This window comes from Amycolatopsis stemonae (assembly GCF_054781455.1).
This window is the reverse complement of record NZ_BAAGUJ010000008.1, coordinates 190,642-209,733: the sequence shown is the minus strand read 5'-3', so window position 1 is coordinate 209,733 and position 19,092 is coordinate 190,642. Positions and strand designations below refer to the sequence as shown.

Genomic DNA, 19,092 nt, shown 5'->3' with positions numbered 1-19,092 from the left:
TCAGCTCACCGGCTCCACGATGCCCGCCCGGGCCTCCGGGGCCGCCGAGCGCAGGGCGTCCGCCGCCTCGTCGCTCGGCTGGGACTGGGACTCGCGCTCCGCCTCCACACGGGCGTTGTAGACCTCGATCTCGCGTTTCACCGTTTCGGGTGACCAGCCGAGGACCTCGCCCACCAGGCCGGCCACCTGCTCGGCGCAGTCCACGCCGCGGTGCGCGTACTCGATCGAGATGCGCGTGCGGCGGGCCAGGACGTCCTCCAGGTGCAGCGCGCCCTCGTGCGAAGCCGCGTACACCACCTCGACGCCCAGGTAGTCCGGGGCGTGTTCGATCGGCTTCAGCAGCTCCGGGCGGCCCTCCGCCGAGGCCAGGACCTCGTTGACCAGGGAGCCGTAGCGGTCCAGCAGGTGCCTCACCCGGTAGGGGTGCAGGCCGTGCTCGGCGGCGAGGTGGTCGGCCTGGTTGACCAGCGCGTGGTAGCCGTCCGCGCCCAGCAGCGGGACCTTGTCCGTGATCGACGGCTGCGAGCGGCCCGGCAGGTCGACCGCCGCCGCGTCGACGGCGTCCGCCGCCATCACCCGGTACGTCGTGTACTTGCCACCGGCGATCGCGACCAGGCCCGGCGCCACCCGCGCCACCGCGTGCTCGCGCGAGAGCTTCGACGTCTCTTCGCTCTCCCCCGCCAGCAACGGGCGAAGGCCCGCGTACACGCCTTCGATGTCGTCGTGCGTCAGCGGCGTCGCCAGGACGCTGTTGACGTGCTCGAGCAGGTAGTCGATGTCGTGCTTCGTCGCCGCCGGGTGCGCCAGGTCCAGGTTCCAGTCCGTGTCCGTCGTCCCGACGATCCAGTGGTTGCGCCACGGGATCACGAACAGCACCGACTTCTCGGTGCGCAGGATCATCCCCGACTCCGACACGATCCGGTCACGCGGCACGACGATGTGCACGCCCTTGCTGGCGCGCACGCGGAACCGCCCGCGGCCGCCCGAGAGCCGTTGCAGCTCGTCGGTCCAGACGCCGGTGCAGTTGATCACCGCGGCGGCCGAAATCTCCGTCTCGCGGCCGTCCTCGACGTCGCGCACGCGCACGCCCGACACCCGGTCGGCTTCGCGCAGGAACCCGACGACCTGCGTCGACGTCCGCACGACCGCGCCGTAGTGCGCCGCCGTGCGCGCCACGGTCATCGTGTGGCGGGCGTCGTCGGACTGCGCGTCGTAGTAGCGGATCCCGCCGATCAGCGCGGACCGCTTGAGCGCCGGCACCATCCGCAGCGCGCCCGCGCGCGTCAGGTGCTTCTGGCCGGGGACGCTGCGGGCGCCGCCCATCGTGTCGTACATCAGCAGGCCGGCGGCGGTGTACGGCCGTTCCCACACGCGGTGCGTCAGCGGGTACAGGAAGCTGACCGGCTTCACCAGGTGCGGCGCGATCGTCGTGAGCATCAGCTCCCGCTCGCGCAGCGCCTCCCGGACCAGCCCGAACTCGAGCTGCTCCAGGTAGCGCAGGCCGCCGTGGAAGAGCTTGCTCGACCGGCTCGACGTCCCCGATGCGAGGTCACGGGCCTCGACGAGCGCGACCCGCAGCCCGCGCGTCGCGGCGTCCAGCGCCGTGCCCGCGCCGACCACACCGCCACCGATGACGACGAGGTCGAAGGTCTCCTTGCCGAGCCGTTGCCAGGTCTCTTCCCGCCGGACCGGGCCGAGTCGAGCCGGGTTCGTCTCCGCTGCGTGCTGCGCCACGTGACATTCCTCCTCGTGCTGGCGAGGCTTCCAGCATCGCACGACCTGGTGATCATCCGCCCGTCCACGGACGACACGTGTGGCGTAACCCTCCGCGATCTTGCCGTGCCTCCGGTTCACCGATCCGCTGCAACCACGGCGGAAACCGGCACCTCGTGCGTGTCGGCCGCGGCGCGTATCCGCCGGCTTTCGATCGGACGGGTAAAAAGATTCGGCTACCCGGTGCTTGGAATCCGCTTCTACGCCCCGGTAACGTCGCGCGGACGTGGGTCGGCAACGGTGCCGTGGCACGCCGTGATCGACCCTGCGCAGAGTGTCCAGTGTGGAGGTGCAGCGGTGAGTGCTGGGGCAATAATCGTCTGGGAACTACTGGGAACGGCCGCGCTGATCCTGCTCGGCAACGGTGTCGTCGCCAACCACGTGCTTCGCAAGAACAACGGTCACAACGCAGGGTTCCTGTTCATCAACTTCGGCTGGGCGTTCGGTGTGTTCACCGGCGCCAGCATCGCCGCGCCCAGCGGCGCGCACCTGAACCCCGCGGTCACCCTGGGCCTGGCCATCGCGAACAAGACCAAGTGGGCCGACGTGCCCTTCTACCTCATCGGCCAGTTCGCCGGCGCGATCATCGGCGCCGTGCTCTGCTGGGCGGCCTACAAGCTGCAGTTCGACGACCACCCCGAACCCGAGAACACGCTCGGGATCTTCTCCACCGCACCGCAGATCCCGAACACCGTGTGGAACCTCGTCACCGAGGTCATCGGCACGTTCGTCCTGGTCGCCTGGATCCTGCTCAGCCCGGTGTTCGCCACGGGCGACGGCGGCACCCCGAACTTCGGCAACTCCGCGCTCGGCTACGCGGGCGTTTCGTTCGTCGTCCTCGTGATCGGTACCTCGCTCGGCGGGCCGACGGGCTACGCCATCAACCCGGCCCGCGACCTCGGCCCGCGCATCGCGTACGCGTTCCTGCTGCCGATCAGGAACAAGGCGAACGCCAACTGGGGCTACTCGTGGATCCCGGTCGTCGGCCCGCTGGCCGGTGGCGCGCTCGCCGCGCTGCTCTACCTCGGCGTGCACAACCTGACCTGATCGCCTCACCCAACGGATTCCTGGAGCACACATGACTTCGTACGTAGCCGCGATCGACCAGGGCACCACGTCGACCCGGTGCATGATCTTCAACCACGAAGGCCGCGTGGTCGCCGTCGACCAGCGCGAGCACGAGCAGATCTTCCCGCGCGCCGGCTGGGTCGAGCACAACGCCGAAGAGATCTGGGAGAACACGCGCCAGGTCGCCGCGGGCGCGCTGGCCAAGGCCGACATCCACGCCAGCGACATCGCCGCCGTCGGCATCACCAACCAGCGCGAAACGTCGCTGGTCTGGGACAAGACGACCGGCAAGCCGGTGTACAACGCGATCGTCTGGCAGGACACCCGCACCGACAAGATCGTCACCGAGCTCGGCAACCTCGGCGGCGGCCAGGAGCGCTACCGCGCGAAGGTCGGCCTCCCGCTCGCGACGTACTTCTCCGGCCCGAAGATCAAGTGGATCCTCGACAACGTCGAAGGCGCGCGCGAGAAGGCCGAAGCCGGTGACCTGCTCTTCGGCAACATGGACACCTGGGTGCTGTGGAACATGACCGGCGGCGCCAACGGCGGGGTGCACGTCACCGACCCGACCAACGCCTCCCGCACCATGCTGATGGACCTCGACACCCTGCAGTGGGACGCCGAGATCGCCGGTGAGATGGGCATCCCCCTTTCGATGCTGCCGGAGATCCGCTCCTCGTCCGAGGAGTACGGCAAGGTCCGCGAGAAGGGCGCGCTCGCCGGCGTGCCGATCGCGGGCATCCTGGGCGACCAGCAGGCCGCGACGTTCGGCCAGGCCTGCCTCTCGCCCGGCGAAGCCAAGAACACCTACGGCACCGGCAACTTCATGCTGCTCAACACCGGCACCGAAAAGGTGATGTCGGAGAACGGGCTGCTCACCACGGTCTGCTACAAGATCGGCTCGAACGACACGGTCTACGCGCTGGAAGGCTCCATCGCGGTGACCGGCTCGCTGGTGCAGTGGCTGCGCGACAACCTCGGCATGATCACGACCGCGGCCGAGATCGAGGAGCACGCGCGCAGCGTCGAGGACAACGGCGGCGCGTACTTCGTCCCGGCGTTCTCGGGTCTGTTCGCTCCTTACTGGCGATCCGACGCTCGCGGCGCGATCGTCGGGCTCACCCGGTTCGTGAACAAGGGTCACCTCGCCCGCGCCGTCCTGGAGGCCACGGCCTTCCAGACGCGCGAGGTGCTCGAAGCCATGAACGCGGACTCCGGTGTTGCGCTGACCTCCCTCAAGGTGGACGGCGGAATGGTCGTCAACGAGCTGCTCATGCAGTTCCAGGCCGACATCCTGGGCGTGCCGGTGATCCGCCCGGTGGTCAACGAGACCACCGCGCTGGGCGCCGCCTACGCCGCCGGGCTGGCGGTCGGGTTCTGGAAGTCCGAAGACGACATCCGCACCAACTGGGCTCAGGACAAGCAGTGGGAGCCGGCCATGGACGACTCCCGCCGCGAGCGCGAGTTCCGCAACTGGAAGAAGGCCGTCACGAAGACCTTCGACTGGGTCTCCGAAGAGGACTGACCGGCTCGGGCCGGGGGCGTCGCAGGCGCCTCCGGCCCGCACGTTCAGTCGTCCCAGCCCTCCGGCTTCCCGGACCGCTCGTTCGGCGCGATGACCAGGAACGGCACGCCCTGGTCGTCGACGACCCGCACCTGGCGGCCGTACGGCGAGTCGAACGGCTGGTCCAGCGCCTGGCCGCCGAGTTCGACCACCTTCGCCGCGCTGGCGTCCGCGTCCGCCACCGAGAAGTACGTCGACCAGTTCGACGGGACCTCCGCCGGCACCGAGGCGGGCAGCGCGCCGAGACCGCCGACCGGGCGGCCGTCGACCAGCAGCACCGCGTACGTGAAGTCGTCGTTGGACAGGTCCTGGAAGCCGTACCCGAAGACCTGCTCGTAGAACGCCTTCGCCGCCGGGTAGTCGCGGCTCATGCACTCGTTCCACGCCAGCGTGCCGGGTGCCGCCGTGACCTGGGTGCCCAGGTGGTGGCCGGGTTCCCACAGGCCGAAGACCGCGCCCGCCGGGTCGGCCGCGACGGCCATCCGGCCTTCCTTCATCACTTCCATCACCGGCATGACGATCTGGCCGCCGGCCTCGGTGATCGCCGTGGCCGTCTTGTCCACGTCGGACACCGACAGGTAAGTCGTCCACACCGCGGGCATTTCCTGTCCCGGTGGGGTTTGGCCGATCCCGGCGACGGGACGGCCGCTCAGCTCCGCCATGCCGTAGAAGCCGGTTTCCTCACCGCCCGTCTGCACGTCCCAGCCGAACAGACCGCTGTAGAACGCCACCGCTTTCGCCTGGTCCGGCACCATCAGGTCCACCCAGCTGGGCGTGCCGTCAGGCCAGCGCTCGTCCCGGAACAACATCTCGTCTCCCAACCCTCGTCCGTGCCGCCTCGGGTGACGGCCGACACAGTCTGGCACCCACCACCGACAAAACCAGGGCCGAAGGACCTCAGGAGGCGACGAGCTTGGCGTAGACGACGATGTTGTCGACGTAGTTGTGCGCGCTCCGGTCGAAGACGCCGCCGCAGGTGATCAGCCGCAGTTCAGGGCCCGCTGTGTCGTCGTAGACGCCTTCGTTCTCGAAGTCCTGTTTCGGCACCTGGTGCACTTTTGTCACCTCGAACAGCGCCGTGCTCCCGTCCTTGCGCGCGATCGAGACTCGGTCGCCGGCGGCCAGTTCCTTGAGCCGGTAGAAGATGCCTTTCTGGTGGTTGCCGTCGACGTGCCCCAGCACGATGGCGGGGCCGACCTCGCCGGGCGTCGGCGCGTAGGTGTACCAGCCGGCCTGCAGCGGTGTGGTCACCGGGGGCACCTGGATCGTGTTGTCCGCGTTGACCCCCAGCGGGACCAGCGACGAGTGCGCGCGGATCTTCGGGATGTCGATCGAGACCGGATCGGACTTCGGCAGCGCCGCGACGGCGTCCCGGCCGCCGGCCGCGGGTGCCGGGTTCACCGCGGCGGGCCGGGCGGGCGGCGGCTGCGCGGTCGGCGCTCCGGGCCCGCCGCCGAGCGTCAGGGCCAGGACCGCCAGCGCCACCAGCAGCGCCACGACGACGGCGATCAGCAGGCCCCGCCGGTTCGTGATCCTCGTGGTCATGCTCTCCCCTCGTGCTTCTCAGGGTGGCCTGACGTTACCCCCGCTCGCCGCGCCGGTTCAGGGGCGCCGCCGGATCCGTCGCGCCGGCAGGAGACCGCTGCGGCGCGCCCTCGGGCACCTTCGCAACCTGCGCCGGGTGCTCGTGAAAAACCGCCCCGGAGTGTGCTCCGAGGCGGTTTTTCGGTGCTGTTTCGATCAGCCGGCCATGCTCCCGTCGCCCGCTTTCGCGGCACCGGACGGCACCCTCGAAACCTGCGGCGCGGGAACCGTGAACTGGGTGCGGTAGGTGTTTCCGCCGCACGTCACGGTCAGCGGGTACGTCCCCGCCCCGGTGCCCGGCTTGAGCGCGGCGTCCGCGCTGATGTTCGCGTCGACGCCCATGAACGGGCCCGGGGTGTAGTTGGAGAAGGTCAGCGCCGGCGAGGAGAACGCCGGCGAAGCGCCTTCGCACTTCGCCAGCGCGACGTTCGGCGCGTCGCGGACGTACTTGTCCACGAGCGTCTTGTTGATCGCGGTGTTGACGTTGAGCTGGACGCTGCCGGCGGGCGCGCTGGGACTGGTGCTCTGCTGCGCTGTCGCGGGCGCCGCCAGCGCCGTCGCCCCGATTACCGCTGCCGCAACGAAAACCACCGTTTTGCGCACCTTCGCACCCTTCACGTTCTTCAGCCTTACAACCGACAAGACGCGACGAGACGCGCAGGGTTGCGTGCTTCGTCAGTCGAGATCGTCGTGACGCATGAGCTGGCGCCCGGCCTCGGTGATCGAGCCCGACAGCGACGGGTACACCGAAAATGTCAGTGCCAGGTGGTCCACTGTGAGCTGGTTCTGGACGGCGAGCGCGATGGGAAGGATGAGCTCGCTCGCCTGCGGCGCCACGACGACTCCACCGACGACCACGCCGGTGGCGGGGCGGCAGAACAGCTTCACGAAGCCTCGGCGGAGGCCCTCCATCTTCGCGCGCGCGTTGGTGGCCAGGGGCAGCATGATGGTGCGCGCGGGCACCTCGCCGGAGTCGATCGCCTGCTGGCTGATACCGACGGTGGCGATCTCCGGGTGGGTGAACACGTTGGCGGCGACGGTCTTGAGCTTGATCGGCGCGACGCCTTCGCCCAGCGCGTGCCACATCGCGATGCGGCCCTGCATGCTCGCCACCGAGGCCAGCATGAGCACGCCGGTGCAGTCGCCGGCGGCGTAGATCCCGGGAACGGAGGTGCGCGAAACGCGGTCGACGGTGATGAACCCGCCGGGGCCGGGCGAGATGCCGACCTTGTCGAGGCCGATGTCCTTGGTGTTGGGCACCGACCCGACGGTCATCAGCGCGTGGCTGGCTTCGATCACGCGGCCGTCGGCGAGGAAGATCTCGACGCCCTTTTCGGTGCGCTCGACGCGGTCGGCGCGCGCCTGCTTCGCGACGGTCGTGCCGCGCTGCGAGAAGACCTCTTCGAGCACCGCGGCAGCGTCCGCGTCCTCGTGCGGGAGGACACGGTCACGGCTGGAGACGACGGTGACCTTGACGCCCATCTCGGTGTAGGCGGACGCGAACTCGGCGCCGGTGACGCCCGAGCCGATCACGGCGAGGTGCTCGGGCAGCTCGTCGAGCTCGTAGAGCTGGCGCCAGTCGAGGATGCGCTCGCCGTCCGGCACCGCGCCGGGCAGCACGCGCGGGGTCGCGCCGGTGGCGATCAGGACGACGTCGGCGGGCAGCTTCTCGGTGCCCTCGGACGTCGTCACGGCGACCTTGTGCGTCGCGAGGCCGGGCTCCTCGTCGCAGAAGCGCGCCTCGCCGATGAGGACGCGGACGCCCTCGCGCTGGACGCGGGCGCGGATGTCGGCGGACTGGGCGAGCGCGAGCCCCTTCACCCGGCCGTGGACGGTCGGGAGGTCGATGCTGGTGTCCGCCAGGTCGGTGTTGATGCCGAGCTCGCCGAGGTCGTGCATCTTCGCCAGGGCGCCAGAGCTCGCGATGAACGTCTTCGACGGAACGCAGTCGTAGAGCACGCAGGCGCCGCCCAGGCCGTCCTTCTCGACGATCGTGACGTCGGCGCCGTGCTGGGCTGCGACCAGCGCGGCTTCGTAGCCGGCCGGGCCCCCGCCCATGATCACGATCCTGGTCACCTGGGTCCTCCTCTGGGCTGAGCTTGCGGTGCTCACACCGTACGCGGCGAAGGTGACCGGACACTGAAGTGGGCGAACACGGCGAGTGCGTCCGCTCGGGCGAGGAAGGTGTCGCTACGCTGTCGGCGTGCCGTTGTATGCCGCGTACGGATCGAACATGGAGCCCGCCCAGATGCTGGAGCGCGCGCCGCACTCGCCGATGGCCGGCACCGGCTGGCTGGAGGGGTGGCGCCTGACCTTCGGCGGCGAGGACCTCGGCTGGGAAGGTGCCCTGGCCACGATCGTCGAGGACCCGGCCTCCCGGGTCTTCGTCGTTCTCTACGACGTGACGTCGCTGGACGAGGCCGGGCTGGACCGCTGGGAAGGCGGCGAGCTGGGGATCCACTCGAAGATCCGCTTGCGCGTCCAGACGATGGACGGCTCGGCGCTGGCGTGGCTCTACGTCCTGGACGCCTACGAGGGCGGCCTGCCTTCCGCGCGTTACCTGGGCGTGTTGGCCGATGCCGCGGAGGCCGCCGGTGCGCCCGCCGACTACGTCGACGACCTCCGCACCCGCCCCTGCTCCGGCATCACCGGCTGATGCCCCTCCAATCACGCGTGATGCCCGCCTGATCACGCGTGATGCCCCTCCGATCACGCGTGATGCCCCGATCGGAGCTTGAACGCGTCTCGTAACTCGGCGAGGACACGGCCCGGCTCCCGCAGATCGACCGCCGTCGCGCGGATGGTGAGCCATCCCCGGCCGGCCATCCGCTCGTCCCGTTCGGCGTCGCGCTCGTGCCGTTCCTCGTGCGCCGCGAAGCCGTCGTACTCGAGGGCGATCCGGAGCTCGGGCCAGGCGATGTCGAGGACGTAGAGCCGACGGCCGTCGATCGCGGTGATCTCGAACTGCGCTTCCGGAACCGGGAACCCTGCCTCGACCACGATCAGCCGGAGGATGCTCTCCGGGGGTGATTCGGCCCTGCCCGTCGCCAGCGCCAGCAACATCTGCCCCCTGTGGATACCTCGCCGGTCCCGGCGGTCGACGAGGCGGTCGCGGACGTTGTCCCGGAGGGTCCGGCAGTGGTCCGGCGAGAGCCCGGCCATGGCCTGGTCGAGCGTCGCGAAGGCGGTGTGCGGGTCGCCGTCGCAGAGGTGGTCGGCGAGGGCCAGGTCGAGCGAGAACGCCGGAAGACCGTCGAGTTCGATCACGTCCGAAGGCTCGAATTCGGCCCGGTGCACGACCAGTCCAGGCTTCGAACGTGCCCGTTTCGCCGGCGGTACGGACAGATGGATCACTATGTTCCCGTCAGTCGAAAACCCATGCAGCGCAAGGGAAGTCGCTCCGGACAGGGCAGCGGGCTGCCCGACGTGGATCAACGCGGCCTGAGCCAGCGTCCGCAGGTTCAGCGAATCGGCCGCGTGGATGAGCACGCCGCGCCAGGGCTGCGCGAGCACCCCCGTCGCCAGCCCTTCGAGCACCGCCCGCCGCCCCAGAACCCGATCAGCCTCGGCCCGTGAAACCGCCCCATGTCGTCCTCCCCAATCGATCATGAACTCGAGAATCGGCCCTTCCCGCGTCGAAGGGAAGGGCCGATTCCGTGACCTGTGGACAACTCGCTATGCCTGTGGATAACCCTGTGCGGAAAGAGGCATCACGCGTGTCTGGGGAGGCATCACGCGTGATTGGAGGGGCATCACTAGGCGAGGGTGGCTAGGGCTGTGTGGACCAGGGTTCGGACTCCGCAGAGCAGCGCTCGTTCGTCCAGGATGAACGTCGGGCGGTGGATGTCGGACTGGGGTTCCGGGGCGCCTGGCCAGACGCCCAGCCGGGCGAAGGCGCCCTGGACGTGCTCCAGGTACCAGCCGAAGTCTTCGCCGCCCGAGGACTGCTCGGTCGAAGCCACGGCGGCCTCGCCCAGGGCGGCTTCGGTGCCCGCGCGCATCAAGGTCGTCGACTCGGCGTCCGAGACCACCGGGGGGACGCCGCGGCGGTAGTCCAGGGAGAAGCCGACGCCGGTCGGGGCCAGCAGGGACTCCACCGAAGAGGCGACCAGGGGCTCCAGCGCCGTCCAGACCTCGTGGTCCGCCGTGCGCAGCGTGCCGCGCAGGACGCCGTCCTGCGGGACCGCGTTGGCCGCCTGGCCCGCGTGGACCGCGCCCCAGACCAGGACCGTTCCCGACCGCGGGTCGACGCGGCGCGACAGCAGCGCCGGCAGGCCCGTGATCACCGTGCCCAGCGCGTGGACCAGGTCGGCGGTCAGGTGCGGCCGGGACGTGTGGCCGCCCGGGGACGTCAGGCGCAGCTCGATCAGGTCCGCCGCCGACGTCAGGGCGCCGACGCGCATGCCGACCTTGCCGACCTCGAGCCGCGGGTCGCAGTGCAGGCCGTAAATCCGCTCGACGCCCTCCAGCGCGCCCGCGGCGATCATGTCCAGCGCGCCGCCGGGCATGACCTCCTCGGCGGGCTGGAAGATCAGCCGGACGCGGCCGGGCAGCTCCGGCGCGCCGGCCAGGGCACGGGCCGCGCCCAGCAGGATCGCCGTGTGGGCGTCGTGGCCGCACATGTGCGCCGCGCCCTCGACGGTCGACGCGTAGGGCAGCCCGGTCGCCTCGGTGAGCGGCAGCGCGTCCATGTCCGCGCGCAGCGCCACGCACCGCTCGCCGCTGCCGATGTCGCAGACGACGCCGGTGCCGCCGGGCAGCACCCACGGCTTGAGCCCGACGGTGCGCAGCAGCGTGACGACCAGTTCCGTGGTCGCGAACTCGTGCCGCGACAGCTCCGGGTGCGCGTGGATGTGCCGGCGCCAGGCGAGCACGTCGGTCGCGTTGGCGCGCAGCCAGTCGTCGAGCCAGAACGGGCCGCGGCCCGCACCAAGGTCCTCCACGGGAGCCATGCTTACGCCGGCTTCGGAAATGAGCGCCTCAGGCCCCTCCATAGGGGTCATCATGCGCCCATGGGGGTCGCCTGGAACGTCCGGCCGTGAGTCCAACACCGTCACGCCGCACCTCCTCCCGCAACACGGGTAACCCGCGCAGCGGCTGGGGTCACGCATCGTGCCGATCGATCTGTCGTACGCATTTGCAGACGATCGTGCACCATGCAGGAGGCAAGGCGCGCCTCCAACGTGGCCGTCCGAGATGGCCGGTACTGGATCTGCGTTGAACGGCGTGCAGGATTTCGGCAAAGCCGAAGGCGTCAGGACCCCTTGGCCCGCTTCGAACGGATCCGCCGGCCCCAGATGACGACGCCGAGCAGGACGACCGCGATCAAGCCCGCGATCAGCTTGTTCTTCGTCTTCTGGGTGTTCGCCTTGTCGGTCTGGGCCGGGTCGAGGACCGGGCCCGGCGGCTGGGTCTGAGCAGGCGCGAACGCCGCTCCGGCGTGCGTCACGGCCACCGTGACGGCCGCCGGGCGCACCGGCTCGGCCAGCGCCGGCGACGCGGTGAACAGCACCGCGCCCAGCAGCCCGACCAGGACCAGACCCCGCAGTTTCGCCATGTCATCCCTTCGCCACGACCAGGCATTCTCCCCGCGGACCGCCCCGGCTGTCAGCCACCACGAGGTGGACTGAACGCGTCGAGGATCCGCTGAGCACCGAGGGTAGCCGTCAGCTCACCGTCTCGCACCGCCCGTTCGACGTCGGGAACGACCGTTCGCACGTCCGGATGTGCCGCCAGGCGACTCAGCAGCTGCTCGCGGACCATCGCCCACGTCCAGTCGACCTGCTGCTGCCGGCGGCGGGCGTCGAGTTCGCCGGACGCCGAGAGCGTGTCGCGGTGCGTCTCGATCGCGCCCCAGACTTCGTCGAGCCGCAGGTTGTGGAGGCCGCTGCAGGTCAGCACGGGCGGGGTCCACGACGCCTCGGGCCCGTAGATCATCCGCAGCGCGCCCGAGAGCTCCCTGGCGGCCTTGCGGGCGTCCCGCTCGTGGTCGCCGTCGGCCTTGTTGACCGCGATGACGTCGGCGAGCTCCAGCACGCCCTTCTTGATGCCCTGCAGCTGGTCACCGGTGCGGGCCAGCGTCAGGAACAGGAAGCAGTCGACCATGTTCGCCACGGTCACCTCGGACTGCCCGACGCCGACCGTCTCCACCAGCACGGTGTCGTAGCCGGCGGCTTCCATCAGGACGATCGTTTCGCGCGTCGCCCGCGCGACGCCGCCCAGCGTCCCGGACGTCGGCGACGGCCGGATGAACGCCCGTTCGTCGACCGCCAGGCGCGCCATGCGGGTCTTGTCGCCGAGGATCGACCCGCCGGTGCGCGTCGACGACGGGTCGACGGCCAGCACGGCCACGCGGTGGCCGGCCGCGGTCAGGTCGGTGCCCAGCTGGTCGATGAATGTCGACTTGCCGACACCGGGCACGCCGGTGATCCCGATGCGCCGCGCGCCGCCGGCCGACGGCAGCAGCTCGACCAGCAGCTCCTGGGCCAGCGCGCGGTGGTCTTCCCGCTGCGACTCGACCAGCGTGATCGCCTTCGACAGCGTTCCGCGGTCGCCCGCCAGCACGCCCTTCGCGTAGGCGGTGACGTCGATCTTGCGCGGCAAGGGTCAGGACTCCTGCGCCGTCAGCTGGCCGAGCAGGTCGATGGCCGCGTCCGCGAGCACCGTGCCGGGCCCGAAGATCGCGGCGGCGCCGGCCTCGCGCAGCGCCGGGTAGTCCTGCGGCGGGATGACGCCGCCGACCACGACCATGATGTCCTCGCGGCCCAGCTCGGCGAGCTCGTGGCGCAGCGCCGGCACCAGCGAAAGGTGCCCGGCGGCCAGCGACGAGACGCCGACGACGTGCACGTCCGCCTCGATCGCCTGCCGCGCGACCTCGGCCGGGGTGGAGAACAGCGGGCCGACGTCGACGTCGAAGCCGATGTCGGCGAAGCCCGTCGCGATCACCTTCTGGCCGCGGTCGTGCCCGTCCTGGCCCATCTTCGCGACCAGGATGCGGGGCCGGCGGCCCTCCTCCGCGGCGAACTCTTCGACGAGCTGACGCGCCTTCTCGACGTTCTGCGACTTACCCACCTCTTCGCGGTAGACGCCCGAAATCGTCCGGATCTGCCCGGAGTGCCGGCCCCAGAGCTTCTCGAGCGCGTCGGAGATCTCGCCGACGGTGGCCTTCGCCCGGGCCGCGCCGATGGCCAGCTCCAGGAGGTTGCCGCCGTTCCCGGCGCCCTCGGTCAGCCGCCGCAGCGCGTCCTCGGTCGCCTGGGAGTCGCGCTCGTCGCGCAGCCGCCGCAGCTTCTCCAGCTGCTGCGTCCGGACGCCCGCGTTGTCGACCTTGAGGACGTCGATCTCTTCGTCGTCGGTGACCTGGTACTTGTTGACGCCGATGACGGGCTGGCGGCCGGAGTCGATGCGGGCCTGCGTGCGTGCGGCGGCCTCTTCGATGCGCAGCTTGGGGATGCCCGCGTCGATCGCCTTGGCCATGCCGCCGGCCTGCTCGACCTCGCTGATGTGGCCCCACGCCTTGCGCGCGAGGTCGTAGGTCAGCTTCTCGACGAAGGCGCTGCCGCCCCACGGGTCGATCACGCGCGTGGTGCCGGACTCCTGCTGCAGCAGCAGCTGCGTGTTGCGCGCGATCCGCGCGGAGAAGTCGGTCGGCAGCGCCAACGCCTCGTCGAGCGCGTTCGTGTGCAGCGACTGCGTGTGCCCCTGGGTCGCGGCCATCGCCTCGACGCACGTCCGCACGACGTTGTTGTAGACGTCCTGCGCGGTCAGCGACCAGCCCGACGTCTGCGAATGCGTCCGCAGTGAAAGGGACTTGGAGTTTTCCGGCGAGAAGCCCTTCACCAGCTTCGCCCACAGGAGCCGCGCCGCGCGCAGCTTCGCGACCTCCATGAAGAAGTTCATGCCGATCGCCCAGAAGAACGACAGCCGCGGGGCGAACTTGTCGACGCTCAGCCCGGCGTCGACGCCCGAGCGGAGGTACTCGACGCCGTCGGCGAGCGTGTAGGCCAGCTCGAGGTCGGCGGTCGCCCCGGCTTCCTGCATGTGGTAGCCGGAGATGGAGATCGAGTTGTACTTCGGCATGTGCTGCGAAGTGAAGGAGAAGATGTCGGAGATGATCCGCATCGACGGCTGCGGCGGGTAGATGTAGGTGTTGCGGACCATGAACTCCTTGAGGATGTCGTTCTGGATGGTCCCCGCGAGCTGCTCCGGTTTGACGCCCTGCTCCTCGGCCGCGACGACGTACAGCGCGAGCACCGGCAGCACCGCGCCGTTCATCGTCATCGACACCGACATCTTGTCCAGCGGAATCCCGTCGAAGAGCTGCCGCATGTCGTAGATCGAGTCGATCGCGACGCCCGCCATGCCGACGTCGCCGGAGACGCGCGGGTGGTCGGAGTCGTAGCCGCGGTGGGTGGCCAGGTCGAAGGCGACCGAAAGCCCTTTCTGCCCGGCGGCGAGGTTGCGGCGGTAGAAGGCGTTGGACTCCTCGGCCGTCGAGAACCCGGCGTACTGGCGGATGGTCCACGGCTGGTTGACGTACATCGTCGGGTACGGGCCGCGCAGGAACGGCGCGATGCCCGGGTACGTGCCCAGGAAGTCCACATCGGACAGGTCGTCCGCCGTGTAGACCGGCTTGACGCCGATGCCCTCGGGCGTCTCCCAGTCCAGGGCGTCCGGGCCCTTGCCGGTGGCTTCCTGGACCGCGCGAGCCCAGGCGTCGCGGTCACCCGGCGACGGCGTGCCGAGGTCGAGGCCGGCGAAGTTCGGGATGCTCATCGGGTGACTCCCAGCTTGACGTGCAGGCCGTTCAGGACGTCGAGGGCATCGCAGCCGGCGAAGACGTTGGCGTCCACTCCGTCATAGGTACCCTTGCCCGCCACCAGCAAAAACTCGGCGCCGAGGGACGCGGCGACTTCGGCCGCCGAAGCGGCGTACGCGTCGTCCGTGCCGCAGAGACAGGCGATCTTCGCGCCGGACTCGCGGAACGCGCCCGGCAGGTCGTCGGTCGCGCCCGGGTTGACGGCTTCGATCCCGCCCGCCTGGAACAGGTTGGCCGCGAACCCGGCCCGCGCCGTGTGCGCGGCGACCGGGCCTAGCGTCGCGAGGAAGATCTTGGGCCGCTCACCGTGCGAAGCGAGGTACGCGTCCGAAGCGTCGCGAAGCGCCTCGAAGCCTTCGGCGTAGCGATGCCGCGGCAGCCCGCCTTCCACAGTGGACTCGAGTGGCTCCCGGGTCACCGGCTTCTCGGCCAGGTTCGGGAACTCGCTGACGCCGGTGAGCGGGTCGCGCCGGGTGGCGATCCGCTTCGAGCGCTTCTCCCACGTCGAAGCGAGCCGCCCGGCCAGCGCGCCGGAAGAAAGCTCCTCGACCAGGCCACCCGCGGATTCGATGGCGGTGAACTCCGCCCAGGCCGCGTGCGCGAGGTCGTCGGTCAGCTTCTCGACGTACCAGGAGCCGCCCGCCGGGTCGACCACGCCGGCCAGCTTGGACTCCTCCAGCAGCACGGCGTGGGTGTTGCGGGCGATCCGCGCGGCGAAGGCGTCGGGCTTGCCGATCGCGGCGTCGAACGGCAGCACCGTGACGGCGTCCGCGCCGCCGACGCCCGCGCCGAAGCAGGCGACCGTCGTGCGCAGCATGTTCACCCACGGGTCGCGGCGCGTCAGCATCGCCGGCGACGTCACGGCGTGCTGGCGCATCGGCGAAGAGAAGCCGCACACCTCGGCGACGCGCGCCCACAGGCGGCGGGCCGCGCGCAGCTTCGCGATGGTGGAGAACTGGTCGGCCGTCGCGGCGATCCGGAACTCGAGCTGCCCGGCCGCGGCCTCGACGTCGAGACCCGCGTCCGTCAGCGAACGCAGGTAGGCGACGCCGGCGGCGACCAGCGCGCCCAGCTCCTGCGCGTCCGACCCGCCGGCCTCGTGGAACGGCAAGCCGTCGGCGACGATCGTGCGCACCTTCGGGTACTTCGCGGCGACACGCGCGGCGAGCGCGGCGGCCGGTCCGAGGTCGGCGGCCGAGCCGGTGCGCGCCGCGAGCCCGATCGGGTCGGCGCCGAGCACGGCCGTGGCTTCGCTCGCCGGGATCTCGCGCTCGTCGAACAACTCGAACAACGCGGCGGCGGCTTCTTCGTACGAGGCGCCCGCGTCCAGGACGACCGGCGCCAGGTCGAGGTAGACCTCGTTGAGCGCGTCGGCCAGCGAAGCGGGCGGGACGGACAGCCAGATCGACGTCACGCCGCCTTCGAGGTCGGCGAGGATCGCCTTGTTGACCGCGCGCGCGTCCTCGCCGGTGAAGCGGGCGCGGACGTCCCAGCCGGTGCTGACCTGGCCGTCCGGGCGGGACCCGCGCACGAACGGCGGCAACCCCGGGAATCCGGTTTCGCCCGGCACGTCTTCCGCCGTGTACAGCGGCTGGATCTCGATCCCGTCGTAGGTCCGCGTGACGAGCTTGCTCTCCGGGGCACCCGCGAAGTCCTCCGGCAGCTTGCCGCTCTTGCGCAGGACACCGGCGACGAGCTCCTGCCACTGCTCGCGCGTCGCCTGGGGGAACTCGGCCGCCAGGTCGAGTTCGGAGATCGGCGCTGACTCCGGACCGGCCACTTCAGTCATACCCAGTGATGGTAGAGGCACGGGCCGCGTCCGACCTGTGACTCTAGTCGCGCCCCTAAGCAGATAAGGGTCGGTCGCGTACGACACAATCAGGGGGTGCCCCCCTCCAGCGAAGAGACACGAGTGGTCGCCGGTCGTTACCGGCTGCGTTCGGTGCTCGGCTCCGGCTCGATGGGCACGGTGTGGTCGGCCTACGACGAGTTCCTGCACCGCCAGGTGGCCGTCAAGGAGATGAAGGTGCCGCCGGGCATCCCGGCGTCGCAGGCGGACGAGCTGCGGGAACGCACCCTGCGCGAAGCCCGCGCGATCGCCGTCCTCTCTCACCCGAACGTGATCATCCTGCACGACGTCGCCCGCGAGGACGACCAGCCGTTCGTGGTCATGGAACTGCTGCCTTCGCGCAGCCTCGCGCACATCCTGCGCGACCACGGGCCGCTGACCGTCGGGCAGGCGGCCGCGGTCGGCATCGCCGTGGCGTCCGCGCTGGAGGCCGCGCACGCCGCCGGGATCACCCACCGCGACGTCAAGCCCGGCAACGTCCTGGTCGCCAGCGACGGCCGGATCAAGCTGACCGACTTCGGCATCGCGCGCAACGTCTCCGAGGCGACCATGACCCGCACCGGGATCATGCTCGGCTCCCCCGCCTACATCGCGCCGGAGGTCGCCTCGGGCGGCGCCGTCACGCCGGCCGCGGACCTCTGGGGCCTGGGCGCGACGCTGTTCGCCGCGGTCGAGGGCGCGCCGCCGTACGACGCCGACGGCGACCCGCTGGAGACCGTCGGCAAGGTCGTCAACGGCAAGGTGCCCGCCCCCAAGGCCGGCCCGCTGGCCGACGTCATCGGCGCGCTGATGAAGAAGGAGCCCGGCGACCGGATCACCCTGCGCGACGTCCGCCACCGGCTCTACCCGCTGCAGACGAAGACGCCGCTCGACCTGTTCGGGCCCGAGCTGTTCCACACGCCGGACGGCAAGAAGACGTCCGCGCAGCCGGACGCGTCCGACACCCAGGTGATCAAGACCGTCCTGCCGGAGAAGCCGGAGAAGAAGGCCGAGGGGTCGAGCAGCGAGCTCGCCGCCGACCCCGGCCCGCTGCCGTTCCTGCGGCCGCCCGCCCCGGCACCCGCGTCCACCCCGGAGCCCGCGACGGTGTTCGTCCCGCAGCCGCGGCCCGGACGGCGCACCACCGCGGCGACCGTCGTGCTCATCGCCGTCGCCGTGCTGCTGTTCCTGGTGGCCGCGGGCGGCGGGTTCGCGCTGGCCAGGACGGTCGGCGGGCAGTCGCTGTTCCCCCCGGCCGCCGCACCGGCGGGCACGCCGAACGAGCCGACCGAGGTGCCGGCGCCGAACCTGGTGTCCCAGACCGGCAACGGCAGCTACACCAACGGCGACGGCGGGCAGTTCACCCTCGACGTGCCGGAGGGCTGGCAGCGGTTCGTCGCCCCGCACAACACCAAGTTCGGGCTGAGCCTGGCCATCCAGTACGTCTCGCCGGACGGGCGCCGGTCGCTGCGGCTCGAGCGGCTGACGAAGTACTTCGCCCAGTTCGACAACGACGACGAGTACATCGCCTGGCTGAAGCAGTCCAACGCCGACAACGGGCTCGTGTTCTTCCCGACGCAGAAGATGCCGGACGGCAAGGGCACGTCGCTGACCTACCGCGTCACCGAGGGCGCCGCCCTGCCCCAGGGCGAGCAGACCGGCGGCGCCCGCGTGACGTTCGCGAACCTGATCGAGGCGGGCACCAGCCTGTGGGTCCTCTCGGTCACCGCGCCGGCCGTGCAGGAGACCGCGGCCAGGGAAGACGTCTTCGACCGCGTCGCGCCGACGCTGAAGGTCTCGGACTAGGGTGCCCGGTCCAGGATCTCGCGGGAGACGCGTTCCTGGGCGAGGTGCCGCAGGCCGGTGAAGATCCGGTCGCCCAGCACGGTGGCGACCAGGCCCGCCTCGATGATCTTGTCGAACGACGTCAACCCGGTCACGACCTCGACGTCGAGTTCCGCGACGCGCACCGCCAGCCCGAAGTACTCGTCGAGGCGGTCGGCGAGCTTCTCGTGCCCGAGCTCCTTCGCCGTGGCCAAGGCGGCGACCAGGTTGCCGACCGTCCGGTTCTCGGGCTCGTGCCACTTCCAGCCGTGGCGCTCGGCGAAGTCCCGGAGCAGCGCGGTCGCCCACGCGGCGGCCTCTTCCGACACCTTCGGCGGGGTCCCGGCCAGCTCCTGCTGGACGACGCCCATCGTCTCGTGCGGGGTCTGGTCGCCGTCGATCGCCGCGAGGACCGCGCCGACCGACGCCAGCGGCAGTCCGCCGACTTCGGTCAGGGCCTTGACCAGCCGCAGCCGCTGGACGTGCGCCGCGGAGTAGCGGGCCTGGTTGGGGCTGGTGCGCTCGCCCGCCGGGAGCAGGCCTTCGCGCAGGTAGTACTTGACGGTCGCGACCGGCACGCCCGACTCGGCGCTCAGTTCGGCCATCCGCATGCGCATCCGCTCCGATCCCAGG

Annotated in this window: 16 protein-coding genes; 4 read left to right on the top strand and 12 right to left on the bottom strand. The window is 70.7% G+C overall.

What is annotated here, in order from left to right:
- Complete coding sequence (locus ACYVLJ_RS28470; protein WP_451977584.1) at positions 1–1,734, bottom strand: glycerol-3-phosphate dehydrogenase/oxidase; 1,734 nt, start codon at positions 1,732–1,734, stop codon at positions 1–3.
- A 336-nt stretch (positions 1,735–2,070) separates the two neighbouring features.
- Between ACYVLJ_RS28470 and ACYVLJ_RS28465 the strand changes: the two genes are divergently transcribed.
- Positions 2,071–2,820 (top strand): MIP/aquaporin family protein, encoded by a 750-nt coding sequence (locus ACYVLJ_RS28465; protein WP_451977587.1) that lies wholly within the window; start codon positions 2,071–2,073, stop codon positions 2,818–2,820.
- Between the two features lie 31 nt (positions 2,821–2,851).
- Positions 2,852–4,366: an FGGY family carbohydrate kinase gene (gene glpK / locus ACYVLJ_RS28460; protein WP_460440969.1), complete on the top strand. Its 1,515-nt coding sequence runs from the start codon at positions 2,852–2,854 to the stop codon at positions 4,364–4,366.
- 44 nt (positions 4,367–4,410) lie between these two features.
- Here glpK and ACYVLJ_RS28455 read toward each other — a convergent pair whose 3' ends face one another.
- The 4 genes from ACYVLJ_RS28455 to ACYVLJ_RS28440 all read right to left on the bottom strand — a co-directional run bounded on the left by ACYVLJ_RS28455 (position 4,411) and on the right by ACYVLJ_RS28440 (position 8,065).
- Positions 4,411–5,214 (bottom strand): VOC family protein, encoded by an 804-nt coding sequence (locus ACYVLJ_RS28455; RefSeq protein WP_451977593.1) that lies wholly within the window; start codon positions 5,212–5,214, stop codon positions 4,411–4,413.
- A gap of 88 nt (positions 5,215–5,302) precedes the next feature.
- On the bottom strand, positions 5,303–5,950 hold the full coding sequence (locus ACYVLJ_RS28450; protein ID WP_460440968.1) for a class F sortase: 648 nt from the start codon (positions 5,948–5,950) through the stop codon (positions 5,303–5,305).
- A gap of 195 nt (positions 5,951–6,145) precedes the next feature.
- Positions 6,146–6,592, bottom strand: a complete 447-nt coding sequence (locus tag ACYVLJ_RS28445; RefSeq protein WP_451977599.1) for a hypothetical protein — start codon at positions 6,590–6,592, stop codon at positions 6,146–6,148.
- Positions 6,593–6,664: 72 nt separating this feature from the next.
- Entirely contained in the window at positions 6,665–8,065 is a 1,401-nt protein-coding gene (locus ACYVLJ_RS28440; protein WP_460440967.1) for an NAD(P)H-quinone dehydrogenase, read from the bottom strand.
- Positions 8,066–8,192: 127 nt separating this feature from the next.
- Here ACYVLJ_RS28440 and ACYVLJ_RS28435 point away from each other — a divergent pair, with 127 nt between their 5' ends.
- Positions 8,193–8,645, top strand: a complete 453-nt coding sequence (locus ACYVLJ_RS28435) for a gamma-glutamylcyclotransferase (RefSeq protein WP_451977605.1) — start codon at positions 8,193–8,195, stop codon at positions 8,643–8,645.
- Between the two features lie 53 nt (positions 8,646–8,698).
- Here the strand turns inward: ACYVLJ_RS28435 and ACYVLJ_RS28430 are convergent, their stop codons facing one another.
- The 6 genes from ACYVLJ_RS28430 to ACYVLJ_RS28405 all read right to left on the bottom strand — a co-directional run bounded on the left by ACYVLJ_RS28430 (position 8,699) and on the right by ACYVLJ_RS28405 (position 16,596).
- Positions 8,699–9,598 carry an endonuclease domain-containing protein gene (locus ACYVLJ_RS28430; RefSeq protein WP_460440966.1) on the bottom strand — a complete coding sequence of 300 codons (900 nt, stop codon included), beginning with the start codon at positions 9,596–9,598 and terminating at the stop codon, positions 8,699–8,701.
- A 146-nt stretch (positions 9,599–9,744) separates the two neighbouring features.
- On the bottom strand, positions 9,745–11,046 hold the full coding sequence (locus ACYVLJ_RS28425; protein ID WP_460440965.1) for an amidohydrolase: 1,302 nt from the start codon (positions 11,044–11,046) through the stop codon (positions 9,745–9,747).
- Positions 11,047–11,243: 197 nt separating this feature from the next.
- Complete coding sequence (locus ACYVLJ_RS28420) at positions 11,244–11,546, bottom strand: hypothetical protein (RefSeq protein ID WP_451977611.1); 303 nt, start codon at positions 11,544–11,546, stop codon at positions 11,244–11,246.
- Between the two features lie 50 nt (positions 11,547–11,596).
- Positions 11,597–12,592 (bottom strand): methylmalonyl Co-A mutase-associated GTPase MeaB, encoded by a 996-nt coding sequence (meaB, locus tag ACYVLJ_RS28415; RefSeq protein WP_451977614.1) that lies wholly within the window; start codon positions 12,590–12,592, stop codon positions 11,597–11,599.
- 3 nt (positions 12,593–12,595) lie between these two features.
- The gene (gene scpA / locus ACYVLJ_RS28410; RefSeq protein WP_460440964.1) at positions 12,596–14,764 is read right to left on the bottom strand and encodes a methylmalonyl-CoA mutase; all 2,169 of its coding nucleotides are present in this window, start codon (positions 14,762–14,764) and stop codon (positions 12,596–12,598) included.
- Positions 14,761–16,596: a methylmalonyl-CoA mutase family protein gene (locus ACYVLJ_RS28405; protein WP_460440963.1), complete on the bottom strand. Its 1,836-nt coding sequence runs from the start codon at positions 16,594–16,596 to the stop codon at positions 14,761–14,763. The genes scpA and ACYVLJ_RS28405 overlap by 4 nt, the downstream gene beginning before the upstream one ends.
- Positions 16,597–16,719: 123 nt before the next feature.
- Between ACYVLJ_RS28405 and ACYVLJ_RS28400 the strand changes: the two genes are divergently transcribed.
- Complete coding sequence (locus tag ACYVLJ_RS28400; protein ID WP_451978158.1) at positions 16,720–18,441, top strand: serine/threonine-protein kinase; 1,722 nt, start codon at positions 16,720–16,722, stop codon at positions 18,439–18,441.
- On the opposite strand, the gene ACYVLJ_RS28395 is transcribed toward ACYVLJ_RS28400, so the two are convergent.
- Positions 18,438–19,070 carry a MerR family transcriptional regulator gene (locus tag ACYVLJ_RS28395; RefSeq protein ID WP_460441132.1) on the bottom strand — a complete coding sequence of 211 codons (633 nt, stop codon included), beginning with the start codon at positions 19,068–19,070 and terminating at the stop codon, positions 18,438–18,440. The two genes, ACYVLJ_RS28400 and ACYVLJ_RS28395, sit on opposite strands and share 4 nt — an antisense overlap.
- Positions 19,071–19,092: the final 22 nt, after the last annotated feature.

Bases quoted from the DNA above. Each gene is read 5' to 3' on its own strand.
- glpK (WP_460440969.1), top strand. From the start codon at position 2,852: ATGACTTCGTACGTAGCCGCGATCGACCAGGGCACCACGTCGACCCGG.
- ACYVLJ_RS28455 (WP_451977593.1), bottom strand. From the start codon at position 5,214: ATGTTGTTCCGGGACGAGCGCTGGCCTGACGGCACGCCCAGCTGGGTG.
- ACYVLJ_RS28450 (WP_460440968.1), bottom strand. From the start codon at position 5,950: ATGACCACGAGGATCACGAACCGGCGGGGCCTGCTGATCGCCGTCGTC.
- ACYVLJ_RS28430 (WP_460440966.1), bottom strand. From the start codon at position 9,598: ATGATCGATTGGGGAGGACGACATGGGGCGGTTTCACGGGCCGAGGCT.
- ACYVLJ_RS28420 (WP_451977611.1), bottom strand. From the start codon at position 11,546: ATGGCGAAACTGCGGGGTCTGGTCCTGGTCGGGCTGCTGGGCGCGGTG.
- scpA (WP_460440964.1), bottom strand. From the start codon at position 14,764: ATGAGCATCCCGAACTTCGCCGGCCTCGACCTCGGCACGCCGTCGCCG.
- ACYVLJ_RS28405 (WP_460440963.1), bottom strand. From the start codon at position 16,596: ATGACTGAAGTGGCCGGTCCGGAGTCAGCGCCGATCTCCGAACTCGAC.
- ACYVLJ_RS28395 (WP_460441132.1), bottom strand. From the start codon at position 19,070: ATGCGGATGGCCGAACTGAGCGCCGAGTCGGGCGTGCCGGTCGCGACC.